General features: G+C 36.8%; 19 protein-coding genes. 7 read left to right on the top strand and 12 right to left on the bottom strand.

Features of this window, described 5'->3' with window-relative positions; genetic code table 11:
- Nucleotides 1-61 precede the first annotated feature (61 nt).
- From FHS59_RS07100 to FHS59_RS07090, 3 genes are all read right to left on the bottom strand, one after another.
- Nucleotides 62-1111 carry a FecR family protein gene (locus FHS59_RS07100; protein ID WP_246388331.1) on the bottom strand — a complete coding sequence of 350 codons (1050 nt, stop codon included), beginning with the start codon at nt 1109-1111 and terminating at the stop codon, nt 62-64.
- Between the two features lie 6 nt (nt 1112-1117).
- Nucleotides 1118-1750 (bottom strand): RNA polymerase sigma factor, encoded by a 633-nt coding sequence (locus FHS59_RS07095; protein WP_184494351.1) that lies wholly within the window; start codon nt 1748-1750, stop codon nt 1118-1120.
- Between the two features lie 226 nt (nt 1751-1976).
- A complete protein-coding gene (locus FHS59_RS07090) occupies nt 1977-3479 on the bottom strand; it encodes an FG-GAP repeat domain-containing protein (protein WP_184494350.1) in 1503 nt (500 codons plus the stop codon).
- Nucleotides 3480-3648: 169 nt separating this feature from the next.
- Here FHS59_RS07090 and FHS59_RS07085 point away from each other — a divergent pair, with 169 nt between their 5' ends.
- Nucleotides 3649-5010, top strand: a complete 1362-nt coding sequence (locus FHS59_RS07085; RefSeq protein WP_184494348.1) for a right-handed parallel beta-helix repeat-containing protein — start codon at nt 3649-3651, stop codon at nt 5008-5010.
- 68 nt (nt 5011-5078) lie between these two features.
- Here the strand turns inward: FHS59_RS07085 and FHS59_RS07080 are convergent, their stop codons facing one another.
- The 5 genes from FHS59_RS07080 to FHS59_RS07060 all read right to left on the bottom strand — a co-directional run bounded on the left by FHS59_RS07080 (nt 5079) and on the right by FHS59_RS07060 (nt 11077).
- On the bottom strand, nt 5079-6092 hold the full coding sequence (locus FHS59_RS07080; protein WP_184494346.1) for a sugar phosphate isomerase/epimerase family protein: 1014 nt from the start codon (nt 6090-6092) through the stop codon (nt 5079-5081).
- A gap of 4 nt (nt 6093-6096) precedes the next feature.
- Nucleotides 6097-8616, bottom strand: coding sequence for a PVC-type heme-binding CxxCH protein (locus FHS59_RS07075; RefSeq protein ID WP_184494344.1), 2520 nt, complete (start codon nt 8614-8616; stop codon nt 6097-6099).
- Between the two features lie 541 nt (nt 8617-9157).
- On the bottom strand, nt 9158-9757 hold the full coding sequence (locus FHS59_RS07070; RefSeq protein WP_184494342.1) for a hypothetical protein: 600 nt from the start codon (nt 9755-9757) through the stop codon (nt 9158-9160).
- Nucleotides 9750-10247 carry an RNA polymerase sigma factor gene (locus FHS59_RS07065; RefSeq protein WP_184494340.1) on the bottom strand — a complete coding sequence of 166 codons (498 nt, stop codon included), beginning with the start codon at nt 10245-10247 and terminating at the stop codon, nt 9750-9752. Before FHS59_RS07065 ends, FHS59_RS07070 begins: the two co-directional genes overlap by 8 nt.
- Entirely contained in the window at nt 10244-11077 is an 834-nt protein-coding gene (locus FHS59_RS07060; protein ID WP_184494338.1) for an alpha/beta fold hydrolase, read from the bottom strand. Before FHS59_RS07060 ends, FHS59_RS07065 begins: the two co-directional genes overlap by 4 nt.
- 497 nt (nt 11078-11574) lie before the next feature.
- On the opposite strand from FHS59_RS07060, the gene FHS59_RS07055 reads away from it, so the two are divergent.
- The 4 genes from FHS59_RS07055 (at nt 11575) to FHS59_RS07040 (ending at nt 16610) form a co-directional block, all read left to right on the top strand.
- Nucleotides 11575-12273 carry a hypothetical protein gene (locus tag FHS59_RS07055; RefSeq protein WP_184494337.1) on the top strand — a complete coding sequence of 233 codons (699 nt, stop codon included), beginning with the start codon at nt 11575-11577 and terminating at the stop codon, nt 12271-12273.
- Between the two features lie 103 nt (nt 12274-12376).
- Nucleotides 12377-13360 (top strand): 2,3-diaminopropionate biosynthesis protein SbnA, encoded by a 984-nt coding sequence (gene sbnA, locus FHS59_RS07050; protein ID WP_184494335.1) that lies wholly within the window; start codon nt 12377-12379, stop codon nt 13358-13360.
- A 30-nt stretch (nt 13361-13390) separates the two neighbouring features.
- Nucleotides 13391-15211, top strand: a complete 1821-nt coding sequence (locus tag FHS59_RS07045; protein ID WP_184494333.1) for an FAD/NAD(P)-binding protein — start codon at nt 13391-13393, stop codon at nt 15209-15211.
- The gene (locus FHS59_RS07040; protein WP_246388329.1) at nt 15168-16610 is read left to right on the top strand and encodes a Y4yA family PLP-dependent enzyme; all 1443 of its coding nucleotides are present in this window, start codon (nt 15168-15170) and stop codon (nt 16608-16610) included. The genes FHS59_RS07045 and FHS59_RS07040 overlap by 44 nt, the downstream gene beginning before the upstream one ends.
- Nucleotides 16611-16873: 263 nt before the next feature.
- On the opposite strand, the gene FHS59_RS07035 is transcribed toward FHS59_RS07040, so the two are convergent.
- The 4 genes from FHS59_RS07035 to FHS59_RS07020 form a co-directional block, all read right to left on the bottom strand.
- Entirely contained in the window at nt 16874-17365 is a 492-nt protein-coding gene (locus FHS59_RS07035; RefSeq protein WP_184494331.1) for a GNAT family N-acetyltransferase, read from the bottom strand.
- Nucleotides 17366-17495: 130 nt separating this feature from the next.
- On the bottom strand, nt 17496-17870 hold the full coding sequence (locus FHS59_RS07030; protein WP_184494329.1) for a cupin domain-containing protein: 375 nt from the start codon (nt 17868-17870) through the stop codon (nt 17496-17498).
- Nucleotides 17871-17895: 25 nt separating this feature from the next.
- Complete coding sequence (locus FHS59_RS07025; protein ID WP_221444448.1) at nt 17896-21213, bottom strand: M1 family aminopeptidase; 3318 nt, start codon at nt 21211-21213, stop codon at nt 17896-17898.
- Nucleotides 21214-21225: 12 nt separating this feature from the next.
- Nucleotides 21226-22098 carry an ABC transporter ATP-binding protein gene (locus FHS59_RS07020; protein WP_184494327.1) on the bottom strand — a complete coding sequence of 291 codons (873 nt, stop codon included), beginning with the start codon at nt 22096-22098 and terminating at the stop codon, nt 21226-21228.
- Between the two features lie 199 nt (nt 22099-22297).
- Here FHS59_RS07020 and FHS59_RS07015 point away from each other — a divergent pair, with 199 nt between their 5' ends.
- Nucleotides 22298-23092: a sensor histidine kinase gene (locus FHS59_RS07015; protein WP_184494325.1), complete on the top strand. Its 795-nt coding sequence runs from the start codon at nt 22298-22300 to the stop codon at nt 23090-23092.
- Nucleotides 23089-23712 (top strand): LytR/AlgR family response regulator transcription factor, encoded by a 624-nt coding sequence (locus tag FHS59_RS07010; RefSeq protein ID WP_221444447.1) that lies wholly within the window; start codon nt 23089-23091, stop codon nt 23710-23712. The genes FHS59_RS07015 and FHS59_RS07010 overlap by 4 nt, the downstream gene beginning before the upstream one ends.
- The last annotated feature ends 24 nt before the right edge of the window (nt 23713-23736 follow it).

The following is a 23736-nucleotide window of genomic DNA, read 5'->3' as shown; positions in this document are numbered from 1 at the left end:
AGAGCTTCTACTGCCTTTATTTAGGGGCTATTAAGATATTTCATAGGTTTAGTATTTTGGGTTATAATGTTATTTCCACTCTCTTTCCGTTAATCTTGTATTGAATTCTGGAAGTTTGTTTAATCCCTTCCAAAACGTTTGTTAATATTTCATCGTGATATTGGCCCGTATAAGCCCATTTTTTACTTACTTGTCCCTTTATGGAAATCTCTATCCCGTACCAGTTTTCAAGCTTTGATTTCACTTCTGAGAAATCATCTTCATTAAAAATCAAATTCTTATCCTTCCAACCCACTATTTCCAGAGAGTCAAATGTTGACTTGTAAAAATTGCCGTCTTTTTCCATAACCAGCATTTCCGAAGGATCCAGTACAACTTGATTCCCCAGATTATCATTCACCTTTACTTTGCCTGAAATCAGGGCAACAGCAAATTGATTGTTGGAAGATTGATTGACATTAAACTCAGTACCCAATACCTCTACAACAGCCTGATCCATCTGAACTTTAAATGGCCTACTTTCTTTGCTGACTTCAAAAAAAGCTTCTCCTTTAAGTGTGACCAATCTTAAACTGTCAGAAAACTCACTCGGATATATCAATTCTGAATCTGAGTTTAAGTGGATGATAGTTCCATCAGATAGACCAATACTTGATTTAATACCTTTTGGATTGGATTTGGTAATCAAATGCGTCTCTGTTTTTAGCTCTTTATCATAACTTTTGAAAATATCCCAGATCACCCAGGTACAAAAACAGCATAGCAATACAGCTGCTATTTTTCGAAGAGAAAAAAAAGAGAACCAACTCCCCTCCCGTGTAGTCTTCTTTTTAGCGCTTAATTCACCCTCCTCAAATCGGATAATATTCTCAAACAGTTCGAGATATGCTTCATTTGATAATTCAGGCCTCTCTTGGTAGGTGATGCTTTTTATAAACTGTGCAGCTTCAAATACTATTTCTCTTTTTTGAGGATTTGCTACAAGCCACTTTTCCCAAAAGTGTTTGGTGTTTTCATCAGGGTTCTTTACCCACTTGACAAAAAACTCATCACATAGAAAGTGTTCAAGTTTATAATCCTCGTATTTCATATGGTTTCTCTCAAATTCCATAGGAATTTAAATAGTAGGTTTAATAAATTCTTTTAAACTGGACAATGCCCTATAAATCAATTTTCTAGCAGACTTCACTTCATTAAAATCCATTATTTGAGCGATTTCTTTATAACTCAGTTCTTCTTCATAGAACAAGAGAATAGCCTGCCTTTGCTTTGCTGTCAATTTTTTTAAAGCTTCTTGTAATTGAATTTTTCTTTGATCTGCAGATTCTCTTTGGATAAATGATGTTTCAGGGGATAACTCTATTTGAAAAAAAGAATCCATTTGAGAATCATCTAAAACCATCTTTGAGCTTGTTTTTTTTCCGTTTCTGAGCACCTCTCTTTGGATAGACCTAAGTAAATAACCTTTGATGTTAGAAACTTCACTTAGACTCCCTCGCTTTTTCCTCAGAGATATAAAGAGATTTTGGATGCTATCCTGAACAAGCATTTGATCTTTAGAAAATTGACAGCCAAATTGAAACAATACTCCTGCGTAGGTTCTATAGAGATAATTGAAAGCCATTTCATCTCCTTTATTGAAAGAATTCCAAACTTCTAAATCAGATTTACTTTCAAATATTTTTACGACTTCTTTGTTAAACAAAGAAATTCGGGCCGTAGAAATGGTCATTTTGGGGTTATTGGACATTGGAAAGTATTTAGCTTCCTTTAGTGTAAGAGACAATAAATAAAAAAATGACCCCAAAATATTTTATTTTTTTTGAAATGCCACCAATTAAATTTGGAATCAGATTCTTAAATCAAAATAAAAAATTTTAATATTAACTTGTATAAAATTAAATTCTGTTTTTACAATTGTCTGAAGAGATAACAAATTAAAATATTGTTCTTCATAAAATTAGGCTTCTAAAACTTTATTTTAATTGATTTCTCAGTACAATAAATGGCGACCAGTCTTCAGACCAAAACTCTTGTTCTTCAGCATAATTCACTCCAGGCTGAAACATAAAAGAACCAGTGAGAATATCTAAATCCCCGTCTAGATCAATATCACCAGAGGATATGGTCAACCATTTTCCAAGCAAAGGAACAGGCAATCTGAAAACTGACTTATTTTCAACTTCCAAAGAATCAAAATATAACCAATCTACCCTTTCATCATTTCTAAAATCAGGAAAGAAAGATACTACAGCCATTTCTAAGCTTCCATCTTCATCAAAATCTTCAGCCACGAGACTCATGGCTCCCGGAATTGGGTAAAACCAATTTAATTCAAGTTGTCTATTTCCACTTCCTAAATAAATCCTGACACCATGATAAGGTTTGATAATTGGAGACAAATCCGCATTGTCTCCATTTACTAAAATGATATCTGGGTATCCGTCTTTATTAACATCTTTCACTGCCAAATCACTTAAGCCAAATGCAGGATGAAACTCTTCCAACAAATGATTTTCAAACCTTCCCTCTCCTTTATTTTCAATCCAATAAAGAGATTCTTTAGCTTGTCCAAAACCAGCTAGGATGTCCAAATCTCCATCAAGATCCCAATCAATTTGGATGGATTTCCTACAACCGGGTAAATTGACCAACAGCTCATTACTATCAGGTGATTGTATGCTTAATGCTCCTTCAAGATTGCCAAATTCAGATACAAGCCACTTTTTATTTTCTAAAGCATTTTGATCATAGAGCCTGAAATAAACGGGTCTATTTAAGCTATCCAGTAGTATGCTTGATCTTTTAGAAGAAAGGTCGTAGCTAATTAATTCACCTTTATAATAGTCCGAAGGGTCCATCTCCCCCATGGTTAGCACTTCAATAGTAGTAGAATCAATCCCAGTCAATTGAACCGGGGTACTTCCAACTTCTATTTTTTCTTCTACAATAAAATTCTGAGGATTAATCCCATAGATCATCTTCAATCTATCCCCTACCCAAATGCGGTTAGTTAGTGAATCAAATAAAACAAATGTGCTTAGGTTAAGTCTTTTTTCATCAAGTATTGGAGTTTCTACTTTGAAACCTGGGATCCCTGGAGAGGGATTATCTAAAGATGAAACAGTTAAGGATGAAGGTGCATTTGCTTCATAAAACGTAGCGATTGCCTCATATTCCTTCTCTGAACTTTTAGATTTATTTTTAGGCAACCAGAATTTCCATTGATCTTCCTTTTCATCAGAAATGATATACGGTTTCATTGCCGGCAATACACTTGTAAGCCAAGTCTGTTTGTCTAGAATTTCAGGTTCTGGATATAGATGACATGATCCACATTTAGATTCCGATAGGACTCTTCCTTTCTCAATCAAATCACCCTCTGAGAGTGAAATCACATTTCCCTGATCTTTCTCCTGACATGAAAAAATGAGAATAAATACAACTAGCCAGTACTTATAATCAGAAAATCGCTTCATAAAAATATAGTGAGCCTGTTGATTTCATAATAGGTATTAAAAAACCTGTTTGAGTGAGTTAAGTAACTAAAATCAAACAAGAAAAACTTAAAGCAATGGGGTTAATAAAGGAAAATCATTCTCTTATTCTTGAGAAACTTCTATTTCAAAGAATCATACTTAAGCTAAAATGACCCCAAAATCATACCTACTAATTTTATTTTCTTCTCTAACAATCCATTTATTTCACTCTAATAGTCAAAAGGCAAACCCGAGGTCTTGGTTTGTTTCACCAGATCAGGAGCAGCAAGGAAATGGAACATTGGACCAGCCCTTTAATACCATAGAACGTGGGTTATCGGAAGCTAACCCGGGAGATACTGTTTATTTGCTAACAGGTGTTTATGAATTGGAGAAAGGACTTTTAATAGAAAAATCAGGTACGGAAAACCAGTGGATTACATTAAGCAACTACAAAAACCTACCTGTAATGTTAGAAGGCAAAGATTATCTATTTGATTCTGAGGGAAAGCATTTAAGCACAGATCATCATGCAGTGGTACTCATTTCAAATAGCCAGTACTTCAGAATTCATGGGATTCAAGTAAGAAACAGTCACTCTCAAGGGATCATTGTCCGGGGTCCAGAAACTGCTCATATTGAAATTTCGAACTGCAAAATTGACAATACGTTTGGCTCGGGCATTGGCTTATGGTATTCAGACAATACGAAAGTTTTTGATTGTGAAATAACAGGTGCAAATAGAATGGAAATGGCCACACCGGGGCGAAAAGTAGGTTCTGAAGCTCCTCATGAAGCTTTGACAGTAGCAGGTGCAACTAATTTTGAAATCTATCAAAATGAGATTCATCATTGCGACAAAGAAGGCATCGACGTGAAGGAAGTCAGCCAAAATGGAAAAGTTCATCATAATGTGGTACATCATCTGAAAAGGCAAGCACTCTATGTGGATGCTTGGTTTGGAGAGTTGAAGAATATAGAATTGTATGAAAATGTGGCTTATGAAAATGAATGGGGCTTCGTAATTTCGGTAGAAGGCGAAAATTCCATCGTTGACGGAATTAAATTTCATCACAATCTAATCCGGGACAATAGAGGTTCGGGAATCTACTTTGGTATTTGGGGAAATAACCTAATGCGGAAGAATATAGAAATCTACAATAATACCGTAGTAAGAAATGGCAGTCCAAACCATTGGTCTGCACCCACGGGAGGGATAGATTTAAGGTCTCCAAACTTTCAAGATGTAGTAATAAAAGACAATATTTCTGTAAGAAACTATGGGTTTGACTTGGCTATTCCGTTTCCATACAACCAGGAAAATCTTGAAGAAAAACAATTGAGCTTGATAAATAATTGGGTAGGGAAAAACATGGTTGTCGAAGAATCATCCAGCTATGGCCCACTTTTCAAAGTAAATGAACCCACCGTCGGATCGGAAATATTTCAGGATTTTCAAAACAATGACTTCAGAATAGTGAAACAAAACATCCCTGAAAAGTTAAAAAAAAGAGCCCATCCCGGGGCATAATTAACTTTGAAGGTTAAGTCTAAAATATCTTTTTATTCAATCGAAGCCTTTTCAAAATTTAGTGTTTCTTAAATGAGTGGCCATAGATCAGGCTGATCTCTAAAGCGTTTCTTTAAATCACGCATCGTATCCACAAATAATTTACTTGATTGAAAAGGATCTCCTCCTATTGCCCAACCTTGGGAGGAAATAGGACCTTTGTAGCCGAATTTTATAATATTAGCGTAGACCCAAGCCATATCAATTTCACCTTCATTAAATCTCACCGCAGGAAAATTGGTACCGCTGAACTTTCCATTTGTCAACACCACATAATTTAATTTTTTCATGATGGAGTAATCCAAAACTTCCTCTAAACCAGCGGCAGCTTTATTTGCATACCAGTGATGTGAACAAAAAGCCGGACCGATTGAATTGGCATTTGCCCCTTCCAGAATTTTGACTTGGGACTCCGGTGTATCACAAAGCCAATGGGTATGAGGGTATAATGATCCGGTAACACCAAAACTTTTACAGGCAGCATCAAAAGCTGCAATAATCTTAAATGCCCGTTCCCAATGCCTCTCTTCCGCTTTTGCGGAACCACTTTCCTGAATAGTAGGACCACCAAGTTCATCAGTTCCACTTAGGGAAAGACTCATGTAATCAATTCTATTGTTAGCGCAGGCTTCCACAGCTTTTACAATTCCCTCTATGGCAGAATCAATCTGATTCGCATTTTTGTCTACTACAGTATTTGTAGTCCAGTGCAATCCAAAAACTTTAAAGTCGCTCACTTCCTTCAATTCCATCGCTTCCTTCCACAAATCGGAATCAGGATCAATCGAAACGAATTCAAACCCATCAAATCCAGCCTTTTTTGCTGATTCAAATCTGGCTTTTATGGAATAACTTCTCCTGTTTCCTGTGTGAAAATTATCAAACAATACAAGTGGATTATCTGGTATTTCTATGTTTGATGATACATAATCTGGAGCCTCTTTGGACAGATCCTGTGCCTTTCCCAAGATTGGAATACCTGAGGCCACAGCCATCAACGATGTAGTTTTCTTAAGGAAATTCCTTCTCGGTGAATTCTTCATAATCTTAGTTCAACGTTTTTAAATAGGCAATCAAATCAATAAACTCTGCTGTAGTAAATTGATTTATAAGATTTTCAGGCATCAAAGACTTTTCTGAGGGACCGAATTCTTTGACATTTTTAAATGTTTCAAACTCTCCATTCTGCATCATGATTTCAACTTCATTTGAACCTACATCAATCTGCCTTCCATAAACAGTTTTTCCTTCTTCATTAACTAGATACCAACCTTGCCATTCCGGAGAAATTTCTGCCGATGGCTCTAAAATAGCACTAACCAAAAGATTTTCATTTTTACTGCTACCGATGTTCGATAAGTCAGGACCCAATATACCTCCCCAGCCGTCCACCTGATGACAATTTGTACATTGAGATTTCTGCAATTGAAAAATCATTTTCCCTCGTACAGGATCTCCTGAAGTAATTAATTCGGATAAATTCTCTGTTCCATTTACAGTGGATGGGGTTTCTCCTCCGCAGTTATTCCAAATGGCCTCTAGTCTTTCATTCTTGTTAATTGTAGATTTAACCAAAGAAGCTATTCCTTGGTCATCGCTACATGAGCATAAATAATTGAGTGCGGTTTCCTGTATCAATTCCGAATCATCTTTCAATAAAGCTGTCATCTTTTGGCAGTAAGAATTACCATTGTAGCTTAATGCTATAATAGCATCAGATCGGATTTCATCCAAAACCTGTTCATTTTCTGCCAAACCTAACATCACTGATTCAGCTTCCTTGTTGGGTATTTTCTTGAACGTTTGAAGTAATGCTGCCTTTACCACAATTGGCTCATTTTGAAGGAGCTCCAATAAATCCTGGACGTGCTCATAAGGTTGATCAATATAAGGAATTGCAATACTCTTCACTTCGGCAGGGATAGCAGGATCTTTTACCAGATTAAACACATAATCTTTGGGCAATTTCCTTTTCAACCCTCTGCTATAGACTTCCTCTTTTGAAGCATAATTACTGACATATTCAGGGTCCAAATGGCTTATTGTAGCTAAGAACGTATCAAATAAATAAGTTGGGATTTTATTCTCACGAAGTGCTTTCTCCAATTCCCCTTTTAGTTCCACTCTCCCCTTGGTAGCAATGTAGATCATGGTCATTTGCTGTATTTTAGGGTCTTGATCCCTCAGCAATGATTTTAAAATAGTATCTGAAACTTCAAAATCAGTTTTTTGAAGCATCAATAATGCTTGCATTTGCAATTCTTTGTCCGAACCTTCCAACATAGAAATAAGATCTTCCTTTGAAATCAATTTCAACAACTGATCTCTGGCAACCGCCTGCTCAAATGGGTCTCCATTTTTCAATAGAGCCTTCATTTTATCAGGACTATCCAAATTTTCAATCCTCTGATCAAATCCATTCTTGTGAAGGACCCTATCTACATGAATCGGTTCGTTCTGGGGTCCAGATATTTTCCAAATTTTACCCAGGCCATGATTTGGATATGCCCGCTTTACCCAATCTGTTAAATAAATATCACCTTTGGAATTTGTGGCAAAAGCTACCGGGTGAAAAGTACTATCACCCTTGAAAAGAATTTTTGGCTCACCATAAATCCTATTTTCACCATCAAGAAGAGGAACAGTTACGATACTATTCTCTTCCCAAATACTTACCAATAAGCTCCTAGCATAATCTTTCGGTAAATTGGAAAATGCTGCATCAAGCAATCCAGATGGAGCCTCGCCCAGACCCGCCGAATAAGGTAAAGTACCGGGCAATTCTCCATTCCATGCCAAAAAAGGATGAATTCCGCTTCCTCCATAAATAGACTGATATCCATAATCCCCGCCTTTTACAATTTCAAGGAGCCGGTTTGGTCCTCTACTATCAGGATCATTGTCTATCAGCATTAATTTACCTAAATGATCAAATTTCAAATCAAATGGGTTCCAAAACCCGGTGGCGACTTCTTCTAATTCCGAACCATCGAGCTTACAGCGGAAAACATTACCTCCATCACCATACCCATTCAATTCTCTTCCATCGGATCCTTGTATTTTCCACTTCAAGCCCCCTGTATTTCCACGACTTATATAAATCCATTCATTCTGGATTGTCAATCCCAAAATCCCTGCATGATCATAAACATTGTCGGGCTCTACCATTCGAAGCAAGGTGTTTTTCACATCGGCAACACCATCTTGGTCAGTATCAGAAAAGCTAAAAGCTCCATCTTTTGAAGTGAGAAAAATATGATTGTCTGGACCAGAAAATAAATTCATACCATCCATAATGCTATCGGCATAAATCTTCCAACTTTCGGGGATACCATCTCCATTAGAGTCGATACCCTTCATAATCCTATCAAATTTTGGCCCTTGGTATTCACTTAATGGCGTATGGGTATGTGACTCCAAAAAATAAATTTGATCTTGTTTATCTATGGTAATCCCAATTGGAGTGACAATATCGGGGCTTGAAGCAATCAAAGAAATAGTAATTCTATCATCAAAGGATTCGGGATAAGAATCATTTTTATCATTATCCGAATTGCAACTAATCAAGAATGTAATTGGGCAAACTAAAAAAAAGTAAAGAATTGAATGAATTGATATTCTGTATTTACCAATGCCCATATCTTATTTTTTTGGTTTTAATCTTTTTCCGAAACCTAAAATATTGAATTCAAAAAAAATCACCTAATACTTCTTACGAAGATAAAAGATGATTCTTTTAATTAATGAAACCCAAATTCTATTAACAAGAGGAGTTTTTTTTTAAAACAACCCCATGTTTTTTAAGAAATCCACCAAATTTTCTTCTTTTTCTTAAAAATCACTGAAACCTCACTTTTAAATTGTAGTCAGTTCACTTAAAATGATTGGATTGATGTTGCTTCTACTTTGAAATATCTCTCAACGTCCTGTGGACAGTGGGCTATCGCTGATGGTCGATTATCCGCGACTTTCAAAACTCATTCTTTAAAACTGGTAACATTGCGGGTAATCATTTAATTTAAAATCGGAAGGACCAATCATGATAAAGTGTATGCAAGAAGTCAATAATCAGTAGCTCTCAAAGCACATTTCACTAAATGGGGACAATTCAAGAATCTTGGCAAAGTTCTCTCCTTAATTCTATTACATTCTTTAAGTCTTTGGTTTCCTGTTTCACATTTTTCCGGATGATCAATACCCAAATCACTACCATCAGCATATAGGAACCGTAAATCAGTACCATATAAAAAAGTGGGATATACAGAGAAAATTCAGGATACAACATCAAAAAACCCAGACTATATACAGTGAGGCAGGAATAGGTAAGAACACCGTTTATTTTTGTCCTTAAGTCTAGATATTTTTCATCTTGCTGAAGCTTTTTAGAAGCACTTCCCGTGAACTTGCGTTCACCAAAGTTGACCACTGAATAAGCCTCTCCCAAAACGCGTAATAACAAGCTTCCCAACATCAAGGCCACTCCTACCTGGCTTAATTGTTCCTGAAATGGAAAAAAAAGTCGCCAACAGATAGTTATACCGATTAAGGTAACACTCAAAAGGATAAGATTACCCCATTGGAGCTTTAAGCTTTTCTTTTTGATTCTAGTGGCTTTTTCGACCAGTTGCTCAGTGGCAACGGCTTTAGGTTTAATGGATCCCTGAACAGTTTTCCAGCTATCCAAAATATTTTTAGGAAGTTCATTCATGATTCATCAGTTTTTTTAGTTTCTTTTTGACCCGGTGGATCTTCACTCGCAAATTTGATGGGGAGACCCCCAGAACCTCAGAAATCTCTTCATAAGACAACTCCTCGAGCAACATGGTGACAATCAGCCTGTCGAGGTCATCCAATTGCCCCATAGCCCAGTATAATTTATCCAGTGTGTTTTGAGTATTCTCAGGTGCTTCATCAATATGATCAATTGGGTTTTCGGAAGATTTTTGAATAAAAGATTCCCGCTTTGTTTTCTTAAGATATCCCAGACAGCAATTCACAGTGATTCGGTAAATCCAGGTTTTATAAGAGGATTGCTTTCTGAATCCATCCAGATGATTCCAGACTTGGATAAATACCTCTTGACTCAAATCATCCGCTTGATCCCGATCTCCTTTGACAAAACCTAGGGCAAGCTGAAATACCATGGCCTGGTATTGTCCAAAGAGTTGGGAAAACAGATCTTTTTTTGATTCTCTCACTGTTCAATAAATCGCTGAAGTTCTTGAGCCATCCATTCAGGTTGATCCATCATGATAAAATGCCTGCTATTTTTGGCCATTTTAAATTCTTTGTTTTTCAGTCCTTGATATTGAATTTTCATAGTTTCTAGAGCCTGATCTCCAAAAGGCTGATCCGCCACCAAAATTAATACTGGAGCAACAATGCTCTCCATTCCGTCCCTGAGATCCAATTTAAGTAAGTCCGTATACCCATTTACAAATACTTGACGGTCAGCAGCTAAAAACCATTCTTTTAGCAGCTCTTGGTCCTTCACGTTTGAAGCCATTCCTTGCGCCATTTGACTCGCATAAGATTCAAAGTCAGTGGTATTCATTTTCAAAAGTTGGTCATTGTATGGACTATCATAAGCAAAAGCAGAAGCAGGTACCCCAGGCATCATCACCTCTCTCATACATGGCAAGGCGTCCACTATGATTATTTGAGCAATTCTATCTGGAATTGCTTTGGCTAGTTCCACAGCCAAGTTTCCTCCCATGCTATGGCCTACTACCGTCAGTCCATTTAAATTATTTTCTTTAACAAAATTGATCAGTTGATCACTGATCTGACTATACCAAGGAAATTCGATCGGGGACACTCCATCAAATCCGGCATAAGTCAAAGTGATGGATTCATGCTCAGGAAACTTTGAAATTAAAGGATCCCAAACATCTCCTGAACTACCAAACCCAGGAAGAAAAAGGATGGGTTTACCAGTTCCTTTCCGCTCTACCCTGAATGCATTTTGCCCCTGGGAAATTGAGACAAACAAGAAGGACAACAACAAGTAACAAATAAGCTTTTTCATAATTTCGTTTTTATTGCTTGGAGAATAAAAGCACCGAAATGTTACAAGCCTCATTAAAAAATTTCTGTAAAAATTCTTATTTGATTATTGGACAGATTTGAAATCATCTCTATTCCTGAAAATAAATAAATAAAGTCCCCATAAATCACTTCTTGAAATACTCTGGACCAGAAATAATTTTTTCAAATATTGCTATGTATCGCAGATCAAATGGGGAGTTTTAAGCTTAACAAGTTATTGGAAAATATTTTTGGCGCTTAAGAGGAATTTTGCAAGGATAAATTCTAGAAAAATAATGCAATTATTTACTAGATATATTGCCTTCAATTAAATCCACATTGTGGGTATTTTTTTGCTCTTTTTTTTCCCCATATAAATTGAAAACTGTGTTTTAAGGACAACCAAAAGCCATTTTGCTTTTGGTTACTTTTTTGCCAATAGTAATTCAGATTCTCCTAATGTGGGGACGAAGTTTCCTTCCTTATCAAATTGTAACTATGAATCATTCAAAATCAAGTGAACCTGAAACACCTCCCTCAGTAACCAAAGCAACTTGGTGTGCGGTGAGAAGTCGAAAAGAAGTAAATCTCCAGATAGAAAGATTAAAATCAGAAGGGATCTCCACCTTGAGATTGGGAATAGATTGTATCAAATTCAATACTAAAAAGGGTTTAAGCTGGTACAATTGGCTTCTACCGACTTTAGCATCTGATTTTGAGCTTGAACTTATTTTTGACAATTTTTTTCATTGTCCTCCAAGTGCAACACACAGAAAGCATAGTTTCCATGAAATCGTAGAGTATTTCATTCATAGACATGGTCAGTATTTTACACTTGTAGAACTATGGCGAAATCCAGCAAACAGAGTAAAGCATGATATTGATGAAAATATTTATTCAGAAGATGTGATTTTCACTGCCACCTGGGCAAAGAGACATGGCAAAAAAGTGAGTCTAGGAGGAATTCAAACAATTGATTTTGAATGGATTACTAAATTGATTTCCAGTCAGTTCTTTGGTACAATCGAATATCTCAATATTGACAAACAATCAGAAGATGAATGGCGAACAAATACAAAGTTCTTTGAACGGACATTGCGAAGTCTATTTAAAGCCAAAGGATTAAATACCCAAATTATAACCACTGATGATAACCTGGTCAATTTTCAACCTTTAAAAGAAGAGATTGCTTGTTGATTAAACTACAAAAGTAAGAATCCAAAGAAAATTCATAACCAATAAGCTTTTTCTCTTACTAACCATCGCTAGCGGTAGACCGCAATTCAAAAACCTTCCTATTATGCCTCTCTCCCATCCTCAATATTATTCCGGAATTCTTGACACTGTTGGTCGAACGCCATTAGTTAGGCTCAACAGACTGTATTCTGTTTACCAGTTAAAATTATTTGCAAAGATGGAAGCATTCAACCCTGGAGGAAGTATCAAGGACAGAACAGCTCTACAATTGATTACCCATGCAATGGAAAAAGGAAAATTAAAAAAAGGTGATACTGTAGTGGAATCGAGCTCCGGAAATATGGCAATTGGGCTTGCTCAAACCTGCAAATACCTTGGTTTAAGCCTAGAAGTTGTTGTTGATCCAATGGTCAATGGGCAAAACGTCAAAATCATAAAAGCTTACGGAGGAAAAGTTCATCTGGTAACCAAACCCGATAAACAAGGTGGTTTTTTGCAAGCTAGGTTAAATAAGGTTCAGGAAATTTTAAAAAATACTCCAAACTGCTTTTGGCCCAATCAATATGGGAACCCCCAGAATCCTATCGCACACCAACAAACCATGCATGAAATAATCAAGGATTTAGGCATGGCACCGGACTATCTCTTTGCTGCCACCAGCACCTGCGGAACACTTATGGGTTGTGCTGAATATATTAAAAAGAATAACCTCAAGACGAAGGTCATTGCAGTGGATGCCGTAGGAAGTGTAATTTTTGGTAGCCCTGCAGGAAAAAGAAAAATCCCAGGGCATGGTGCAGGAAGAAAATCTGAGTTTTTAAATCAGGAGTTGATTTTTGATGTGGTGCATGTAAATGATCAAGAATGTGTCGATGGATGTCACAAACTGCTCAATACTGAAGCATTGCTTTGTGGAGGTTCTTCAGGAGCCGTCACCTCTGCTGTGCAAAAATTGGCTTCTACCCTACCCAAAGGTTCCACTATTGCTATGATTTTGTGTGACAGAGGCGAGAGATACCTAGACACCATATACAATGAGAAATGGATTGAAGAAAATAATTTCAAAAACACACCAGTTCTTGTGTAAACAAGATTTTAGAGGCAAAACCTTTAGCAAATGATAGAAAATACTAAAATCCAAAAAATTGCTATTGTAGGCCTCGGACCAAAAGGACTTTATGGATTGGAAAGGCTACTTGCAAATCTTGGTAGATTGGAAGCCTCTTTTCCGGTAGAAATTCATCTTTTCAATAAATCAGATTCTTTTGGAGCCGGTGATATTTACCGTACGGATCAGCCAGCCTATTTATTAATGAATTATGCCAATGGACATATCTCAATGTGGCCAGAGGAAGATCCTGCACCAAATGTTACAAGGCCAAAATCATTTGTGCAGTGGTTAGAAATGCATCAACTGGAATATCCCGAATCAAATGCTTACACTTTTTCTTCACGTTGTACTGTGGGAAGATATTTGTCAGGAGGTTTTGAAGAATTACTCCAAAATTGCCCAGAATCAATATCAATAACCAAGCATGTGGGAACCGTCTCGGACATAAAAAAAGATGGTGAGCAATATCAAGTCAAATTCCGTGGCTTGAACTCAGGTCAAGAGATGATCATTGATAATTTTCAGCATATACTTATTGCCAGTGGACATCCCTGCGTTAATGATCCAGAAAGCCATTTAAAAGAGAATTACATAGACTTCATCTATCCAATAACTAAGAGACTTCAGGACATAGCTTCAGGGTCAAAAGTAGCGATTAAGGGTATGGGGCTGACATTTATTGATGCCATATTGGCTTTGACAGAAGGGAGAAAGGGCAAGTTTGAATTAAATTCAAATAATACTTTAACATATGTGAGATCCGGAGAAGAACCTGAAAAGATCTTTCCATTTTCCAACTCTGGGTTATTAATGATTCCAAGAGGAAATACCTATGGTAAACCGAGCTATAGGCCAACTTATTTCAATAAGCAAAATCTGGATAATCTTAAACCCAAAGACGAGAAGTTTGATTTTGAGAAGGAGCTTTTACCATTAATTGAGAAGGAGTATAAAGTTGTTTATTACAGCAAGAAACTTCAACAAAGAGGACGAACACTTAACATCTCAGAAGATTTCAAAAAAGTAGAATCTCAAATCCAGCGGTTCCATGAAATTTTCCCTGAAGAAGAACGATTTGATTTTCAAAGTTTTATAAGACCACAACTACCACACAAAAATCTTCAAAAAGGAACATTAAATTCCCTACAAATAAGTATAGAAGAGGCCCAGATAGGAATTGACAAAAGTGCATTTGCTGCTACTGCTGACCTTTGGAGACATTTAAGTGATCTTTTTAGTGAACTGTATCAATTTGGAGGCTTAAAACCGCAATCTCAAAAGAATTTCTTATTAAAATATGCGGGTCATTTGAATAGGATAAGCTATGGTCCCCCTATAGAAAACATGAAAAAGTTGTTAGCCTTGGGCGAAGCAGATTTGATTGATTTTTCCTTCTCTCAAAGCCCTACGATTTCTTTTGGCCGGAAAACCATACTCACCAATCCTACCAAAGAATCAGTCAGTGCTGACTACTTGATCGATGCCCGAATTCCTAAAATCAGGTTAACCGAATGTACCGATATGCTTTATGGAAATCTTTTAAAAAGAGAATTAATCACTCCATTTGTGAATCGACAAATCGGAAGCAAGGGTTTTCAACCTGGATGCTTAGCTATCGATAAAAAAGGACATCCCACAGATAAATCTGGACAGAAAAATAGCTCCCTTACCTTTACTGGTACTCCTACAGAAGGTATTACTTATGATAACGATTCACTTTCTCGAAAGCGTAATGATTTTGTCAGCCAATGGGCCAAGGATCTTGTAAGAAACTTACAGCAAAATGAACAGTCGACCAACTATCCAATCCCCTATTCCAATGCCTGATCTACCCAAACTAAGTCCGATAACCTCTACCTGGATGAAAGAATTAATGGGGAAATCTTTGTTAATCAGTGAATTAATTGAAAAACATGGATCCCCAATTAATATCCACCAACCTGACGCTATGGAGGACAATTTCATATCCTATCATAAAGTTTTTAAAGATTTCGGATTAAAGCATAAAATCTTTTTTGCCCGGAAAGCTAATAAAACCAAAGGGGTGGTTCGAAAAGCTAATTCCATTGGGATGGGGATTGATACTGCCAGCTTACAGGAATACCAACAATGTATCGAAATGGGTTTGGATCCTTCTGACTTGATTGTAACAGCTGCAGTGAAAAATAAGAAATTGGTTGAATCTGCTGTCAAGAATGGCAGTCTTATCATTTTAGATAATAGTGATGAGTGCGAGCTGGTTCAGAGAGTTGCAATGGATCAGGAGAGATCAGTAGATATTGCTTTTCGTGTCAGCGGCTTTCTAGCAAAAGATCAAAAGCTTTACAGCAGATTCGGATTTGATATCGATGAAATAGAGGACTTTATAACAGCAAACTTGTTGGATTCCGATCATTTCAACTTATTGAATTATAAAGGCTTACACTTTCATTTAAATGGATACTCTATCCAAGAAAGAGGAATAGCCCTTACTCAATGTTTAGCTTTGGCACAGAAGCTCCTTGATAAAAGAATGAAAACAGAATTCATTGATATTGGAGGAGGGTTTTTGATGAATTACTTAGAGAGTGAATTAGAGTGGGATTATTTTAATCAGCAACTTCGTCTTGCAGTTGGAAATAAAAGGGAAGAAATCACCTTCGAAAACCAAGGGTTGGGACTTCATATGTCAGGCGGAGTTTTACTTGGACAATTAAAAACCTATCCTTTTTGGAGTCCAGTGACAAAAGGAGAGTTTCTTAGAGGCATACTTTCTTCTCAAAGCCAATCAGGAAAAATGGCAGGAACTTTGGCGAAAGAGATGGGAATAGAAATACGAATGGAACCAGGAAGATCCATGCTAGATCAAGTAGGTTTGACTATTGCAAAAGTTGCATTTCGAAAGAAAGATCAAAAAGGTAATTGGTTGATAGGTTTAGAAATGAATATGACTCAGATGTTAAGTGGTAGTGCAGATTTTTTGCTTGATCCCTATGTTATCTATCAAAATAAAAAAGCTCAAGCAGAACCAGTTGAAGTTTACTTTACTGGAGCTTATTGTTTAGAGCGAGACATTCTTCTAAAAAGAAAAATTGCTTTGACGCAGCTACCAAATGTTAGTGACTTTGTAGTATTTGTAAATACAGCTGGATACATGATGCATTTTTTTGAATCAAGTGCACATCTTTTCCCCCTAGCGACCAACCTTATTTGGAATAGGAAATCTGGAGATTTTGAAATTACCTGATTTCAGCCTCTTTTAAACATCAAATTTCTGAAAGAAAATAGCAGGATTCACTAGATCTTTTTTGTTCTACGTTTAATGCGCTTTTGATTATTCTGGGTATAGAATATTATTTCTTATGTATATCTACTTTCCTACCTGAAGCGAAAGAAAAAAGCTTTGAAGTATCTCTACACGTGCTGAGGACAGTGGACTGTCGCCGATGGTCAATTATCCGCAACTTTCTAAACTCAATCATTAAACTGACACCATTGAGGATAATCATATTATTTCCTGACTTTATTCCTCTTCAGTTCGTAAACAAAACAGTCCGATCCCTCAAATTGCCTCTCTTCAATAAACTCAAAACCAAGTCTTTCATAAAATCTATGGGCTTTAACATTTGATTTTAATGGGTCAATAAGGATTCCGTCTATTTCTTGATTTTGGAAACATCTTTCAATGGCAAGTTTCATCATAAGGGTTCCGTATCCATTATTCAGATTGCTCTCTTCTCCTATCCAAATGTCAATGGCCTTCTTATTCTTTTCAACACTCCCCCAATAATGAGTTTCCTCTGAATAAGGGTCAATAATCTGAATAAAACCAATTGGCTCCCCGTTCAACTCAGCTATTAACTGTTCTCTCCAGGAAGGATTGCGGTTCAGCTCAATTTCCCAGTTCCATTCATCATCAGGATCACAATCAATCACATGCTGTTGCTTGTCCCAATATTTTATTAAATCAAGGTCATTAATTGTAGCAGCTCTTAATTTCATGTATATCCGATTTTTAGCTTGCTAATAGGGCTTTATGTATGAATATACCGGTAAAAGGCATTTCATAAGGTGGTTTTATGCATAGTTACTTGGGTATAAAAATCTTGTAGTAAACCAATCATATAAGATATTAAATCCAGCCTAATTCTTTTACAGTTTTATCGCTTTCCACATTGCCTGTGTGAAGTGTTGTTTTAGGCTCAATGAGTAGGCTAAACACCACTTCTCCATTTGTATGCGGTCTGTGCTCCACCCCTTTTGGAACAATTAAAATTTCTCCTTCCCTAATTTCAACTGTTCTTCCGTCACGAAAGTCCATTAGGAGTGTGCCCTTGAATACCATAAATAGTTCTTCTTCATTTTCATGGCTATGCCAAACAAAGTCGTCTTTTAGCTTTGCAAGCTTCACATATTGCCCATTGAGTTCTCCGATTATATGAGGTGTCCACTGCTTTTCAAACAATGAAAACTTTTCCATAATATTGATAGAATTGATTTCTTTCATTTTGGTTGATTTTAGATTATATAGATTAATTATTTGTCACTGTTTCCAGGGACTGTTGAAACTTGTTTTCGTCAAAGGGTTTTACTTGCTCCAATAAATTGGTAATAGTTTCTTGTGCCGATTCTGGCGCCACTTCCCGAAAATACGGAATTAGGTCCTGGGTAGTAGCATAGCGACTTTTCTTCGCAGGATTATTAAAAGAATGCCAATCCTTAAGGAAATTCCCCAATGCCATGTTTACATTTTTCTCACCTAGATGTTCCTGCAATTCATACATCGCTAGCGCTCCTTTGTTATAATAGATATATTCTTCATTCTCAACCATGGCGAGTGGAAGTTCTTCTTTACTTGTTTTGAGCCGAGCTTCCGTATATTCATCCAATTGAAAATTCAAAAACTGCTGAATTTTCTCTTCAGAAAATTTTCCTTTAAGCACCATCATTGCAGAATACTGAGCCAGCGTTTCCAAAATCATATTTTGACCCTGAACGTTTGCGGCTTCTAGTTGCAAGCCCCACCATTGGTGCGCCACTTCATGTGCTGTGATAAAAAACACCATGTCCACATCTTTTTCATCATCTATGTCCATCACAAAACCGATTGCCTCCGAAAATGGGATAATGCCGGGTAAAGATTGAGCGTATGATCGGTACCTGGGAAATTCCACAATTCTAAGATGTTTGTATTGATACGGACCAAAATTGGTGCTGTAATAGTCCAGAGACAATTTCATGGATTCTATCATACGGCTGAGGTTGTACTCATGCCCGTTTTGATAATAGATCTCCAGATCAACAAATTCACCTGAATTTTCTCCTGTGGGTTTCCATTGATCAGTCAATACCTCATAATTTGCAGAAACGATTGGACAGAAATTGATGATCGGTTGATTGGTTTTGAAATGATAATAATTGCGGCCATCCAAATTCCAATTATCGACAAATTCACCTGAAGTCAAAGCAGTCTGATCAGCATCTGTACTAATACGCATTTCCAAGTAAAGGCCATCCGAGTCAGATCCGCTGCGTGCATTTTTCAATTCCCTTACATGATCAAGCTTTGCTTTTTGTACTCTAGGATCCAAGCCAAACTCTTTTCGATAATCTTCATTTTGAAGTTCGTATTTTTTCTGATACCCAAAGGTAGGAAGCTCTGCATTGTCAAAGAAAGTCCCGTTATACACCACATCTATATCCGAATTATCACCTTCAAAACCTCTGGGATTTAAAGTTTGTCTGAAGTTCATCTGAATGGTATCACCCGGAGCTAAAGCTTGATTCAGTTCGTAAATAGTATAATGATAATCACTATACTTATTATTTTTTGAAGTAGTCCGATCAAAGGTTACATCCATTAATTCCACATTTGACTCAATTAGTTTTTGGACATGGATCTCCCGAATGGGTTCTGTCGAGGAATTGGTTAGCAGATATTGACCTGAAATGTTATAGGCCCTTTTTGAAGGGTACAGGTCTATTTGAAGGTTTGCATCTATAATTTTTGGTTGAGGAATATATTCATAACGCTTCAGTTTCTTTTCGTAATCAGCCCTAAAACTGGATTGTTTGCCCTTAGTCCAGAATTCATTGAGCACATTGGTATTGTAAAAAATATAGCCACCAACAGCAATGAAGAGACCTAAACATATCACGGTGAATGATGTCAGCGGTTTTCCAATATGCTTTAATCCGCTTGTCCATCGTTGTTTAAACCCTGTATCGGTACCTCTTACCCTCAAAACACTGGCAAAGATTAAAAGCAATAACCCAAATAAAAACCAATAGAATTTAACCCAGATATAAGCTTTTAGGAAGTGTCCATATCCATTCATATCTGAATAAGTAGGAAGGGATTGTCCTCCAAAATTAAGGAGGACATGTTCCATACCAAAAACACCAATCGCCACATTGATTATTGCAAATGCAATAGTGGCGAGCATTCCCATAAACTTGTTTCCGGTAAGTGCCTGAAAGAATATCGACGCATTGGTGTACAAGGCTAAGAAAGGAAATAACTCCAAAAAGAATCCATAGAAATAGACTTTCAATTCATAGTGATAGTAACCCTTCCAAGTTTGGAACAACATGCCAGCAACAATAAGCGAAAGCATCACGATAGCATAGATAAGTAGCAAGGCGAAAAACCTGCTTCCCAAATTCACAAAACTAGAAAGAGGTGTAGCGTCATGAATAAGATCTAGCTTCACTTCCCGCTCCTTCCATATGATTTCACCAGAATAAAAAACCAATAGAATCATAAAGAAATAGATGGACATTTCTTGTAATTCTTCGATAATCAGGTAAGTGGTAGGATAACTATCTACACCATAGGAAGTACCTAAACTCAGGGAATTGACAAGAATAATAATGAAACAACACAGGACAATCGCCCAAAAGGATTTGAGCTTGAGAATGGAAACAAAATGAAACCAGGTATTATGTAATAGTTGGGCGAACTGCGCTTTTGCTGAGTAAACAGGAGTAACTAATGGTATGCATTTATTAAAAAGCTTAGGATAGCTTTCAGAGTTTTTCTTCTTCTTGTTGCTAATTGCCTTTTCGTTGACAACGATGAACTGAAATTTGAAATAGGTTATGATTAGTGCAGAAATACCTAATATAACCCAGAAAAGCTTGTTGAACAGCATAATCCCGGTAAAAGGAATAAGGAGAGAATTTCTATCAGATACTGTCCAATCTTTACTTGCATCGGTAAGTGTAGTCAGGGAAAAAGGGTCTAGAAGTGACTGTAAGGTTTCATTTGTTATACCTTTTGTAATCATGAACAAAACAAAAATGATCACTCCCTGAGTGTACACCACCATTAAATTTTTGCTGATCGTGCCAGCTGCAAAAAAGACAGCTGCACCAAAGAACAAAGTGGGTAAAACTACCCATAGAAAAGGCTGCAGATAGTAAATTGATCGGAATGGAAGGAATTCTCCTGAATCATTCCAGGGCAGAAATTCCCCTATCATCATTCCCCATAATACCCCACTGAAAATAACCAGTAACACAAAAAAAGATCCCAGAAAACGGCCTAGCAAGTAGTCTTTTTTTGAAATCGGGTTGACATAAATAATTGAAGCAACGTCATATTGGAAGTCTCGCAATACTGGAACTCCCATAATCATAGACGCAATGACCATGGACAGGCCCGAAATAGCTCCCATGGTTTTTGCAATCACCAGGGGTGAATTCTTCTTAACTAATCCCAAATCTATTCCTTCAAAAACAAACTCAACTCCCACAGCTGAAAACATGAAAAGCAGAAGGAAGAAGAAATAGGTCTCAGGTCGCTTTAATCTATATCGTAATTCGAATTTGAAAAATTCGTAGAGCATAATAAATCGGAATTACGAATTGAAAATTTGATACATATAAACATCCTCCAGATTGGCATCAATTGGATTGAAGCCCGAACCAGGATATGAATCACTGACTACATGCACCAGTTGATTTCCCAGATACAGACGATCACTGATTACCTGATATTCCTTCCGGTAAAGTTCCAGTTCGCTTTTTTGGATGGTCTTTTCATACAAACGCCCTCGAAGATTGTCCATAATTTGTATTGGATTGCCCTGAACAATCACATTCCCTTTGTTGATAATGGCCATGTTGGTACACAGCTCCTTTATATCATCAACAATGTGTGTGGATAGAATCACGATGGTCTGCTCCCCTACCTCACTCAACAGATTGTAAAAGCGGTTGCGCTCCGCTGGATCCAGTCCAGCGGTTGGCTCATCCACAATCAATAGTTTAGGATTATTCAGCAAAGCCTGGGCAATACCAAAGCGTTGTTTCATTCCTCCAGAGAATTCACCCAATTTCTGTTTTCTTACTTCGTACAAATTAACCTTGTGAAGTAGCGCATGCACGATGGCTTTGCGTTCATTTTTTTTGATTACTCCTTTTAAAACAGCCAAGTGATTTAAAAGCATTTCTGCTGATAGTGCCGGATAAACTCCAAACTGTTGGGGCAGATATCCCAACACTTTTCGAAGTTCATTTGGTGAATGTAGAATATTGATTGCTCCTAGTTGAACACTTCCTGTGTCGGGTTCCTGCAAAGTTGCAATGGTTCGCATGAGTGTGGATTTACCGGCTCCATTAGGTCCTAATAGCCCAAACATACCTTTGGGTATTTGAAGCGAAATATTTTGAAGTGCTTTGACCCCGTTGGAATAGGTTTTAGAAAGATCCTTGATGATTAGTTGGTCCATAAATAAATTAATTTGACCTAATACTAGGGTCTTTGAAGTGATCCGAAAAAAATCTGGGACAGACAGCTTTGTATCGGGTTTAGAACACTGTTATTTGATGGAATAAAGCTTTACACCTTGTTGACAAACGTTCATCACTCCTGTGCATACTTCTACACCATGAAGTATTGTCCTTTTGAATTTTGAGTAACTTCGCAGGATGGCTTTATTTCAGAAATTCTTAAGCAGGCGACTCCTCAAAAAGCTTATTCCTTACTTTTTTATTTTCACAACCCTATTGATTGTGATTTTCAACGATGCTTTTGGAGAACAAGAAGGGTTTGAAATATTCGCTTTACTGTTTTTCACAGCCATGTCTGTCTGGATGATTCGATGGATGGTAATCCAGATCAAGCTAATTCTTCGGCTTAAAAAAGAAAAAAAGCAAGCCGAGCTAATGCACTTAAAAAGCCAGGTCAATCCACACTTCTTTTTTAATACCCTGAATAACCTATATGGGTTAGTGGAAAAGGATCCTGAAAAAGCGCAACAATTAATTCTTAAGCTATCTGACTTAATGCGGTACAGTATTTATGAAGGCCAGAATAATTGGGTAAGCCTAGGCGAAGAAATAACCTATCTTGAAAATTACATGGATCTGCATCGCATGCGATATCACAAGGAAATTGCAATACGATTTGATGTAGAGGTTGAAGATAAGGATATTGAAATCATGCCCCTGTTGTTTATCATTATGGTCGAAAATGCTTTTAAGCATGGCGTAGAAAAACTGAGAAGGGATGCTTTTGTCCACATTCGATTAAAGGCTAGCAAAAAGCTTATTGACTTTGAAATTGAAAATAATTTTGATGTTGATGATATAAATCAAAATGAAGGAATTGGACTAAAAAATCTTCGGAAGCGGTTAGAATTAGTGTATTTGGACAAGCATGAACTTGAAATAACAAACAGCCAATCCGGCATTTATAAAATTCGATTAAGCCTGCGTTTATGAGTATCAAATATATTATCGTGGATGATGAATCGATCGCACATGACATCATTAAGAAGTATTGCGGATTATTACCCAATATGCAATTAATGAAAGACTGTTATGATGCTATTGAAGCGATAGATTTTCTAAGTAGAAATTCTGTTGATCTGATTTTTCTAGATCTAAATATGCCAAAACTCCACGGGTTCGAGTTTATTAAAACACTTTCTAATCAGCCAGAAATAATTGTTACTACAGCATACAAAGAACATGCATTGGAAGGTTATGAATTAAATATTGTGGATTACCTATTAAAACCCTTTTCTTTCGAGCGTTTTTTGAAGGCCGTCAATAAAGCAAAAATAGATAGAGTCAATACTGTTTCTTCCTCACAAAATGAAGTGGTTGATACCCGTCAGGATAGAATTTTCATTCGGTCAACCAATAAATATATACAAGTAGAGGTTGATGATATTCTGTTTGTAGAAGCTTCTGGTAACTATATTAAAATAGTGATGAAAAAAGAAGTCATCACATTGCGAGGGAGTTTATCTTCAATTTCAGAACATATTCCTTTAGATGGATTGATTCAAGTTCATCGATCTTTTTTGGTAGCAAAAAAGCATATAAAATCCATATAGGGAAATCAGATTGTAATAGGTGAT

This window comes from Algoriphagus iocasae (assembly GCF_014206875.1).
Lineage (GTDB): Bacteria > Bacteroidota > Bacteroidia > Cytophagales > Cyclobacteriaceae > Algoriphagus > Algoriphagus iocasae.
The sequence above is the reverse complement of the archived record's forward strand: the minus strand, read 5'-3'. Positions and strand labels throughout refer to the sequence as shown.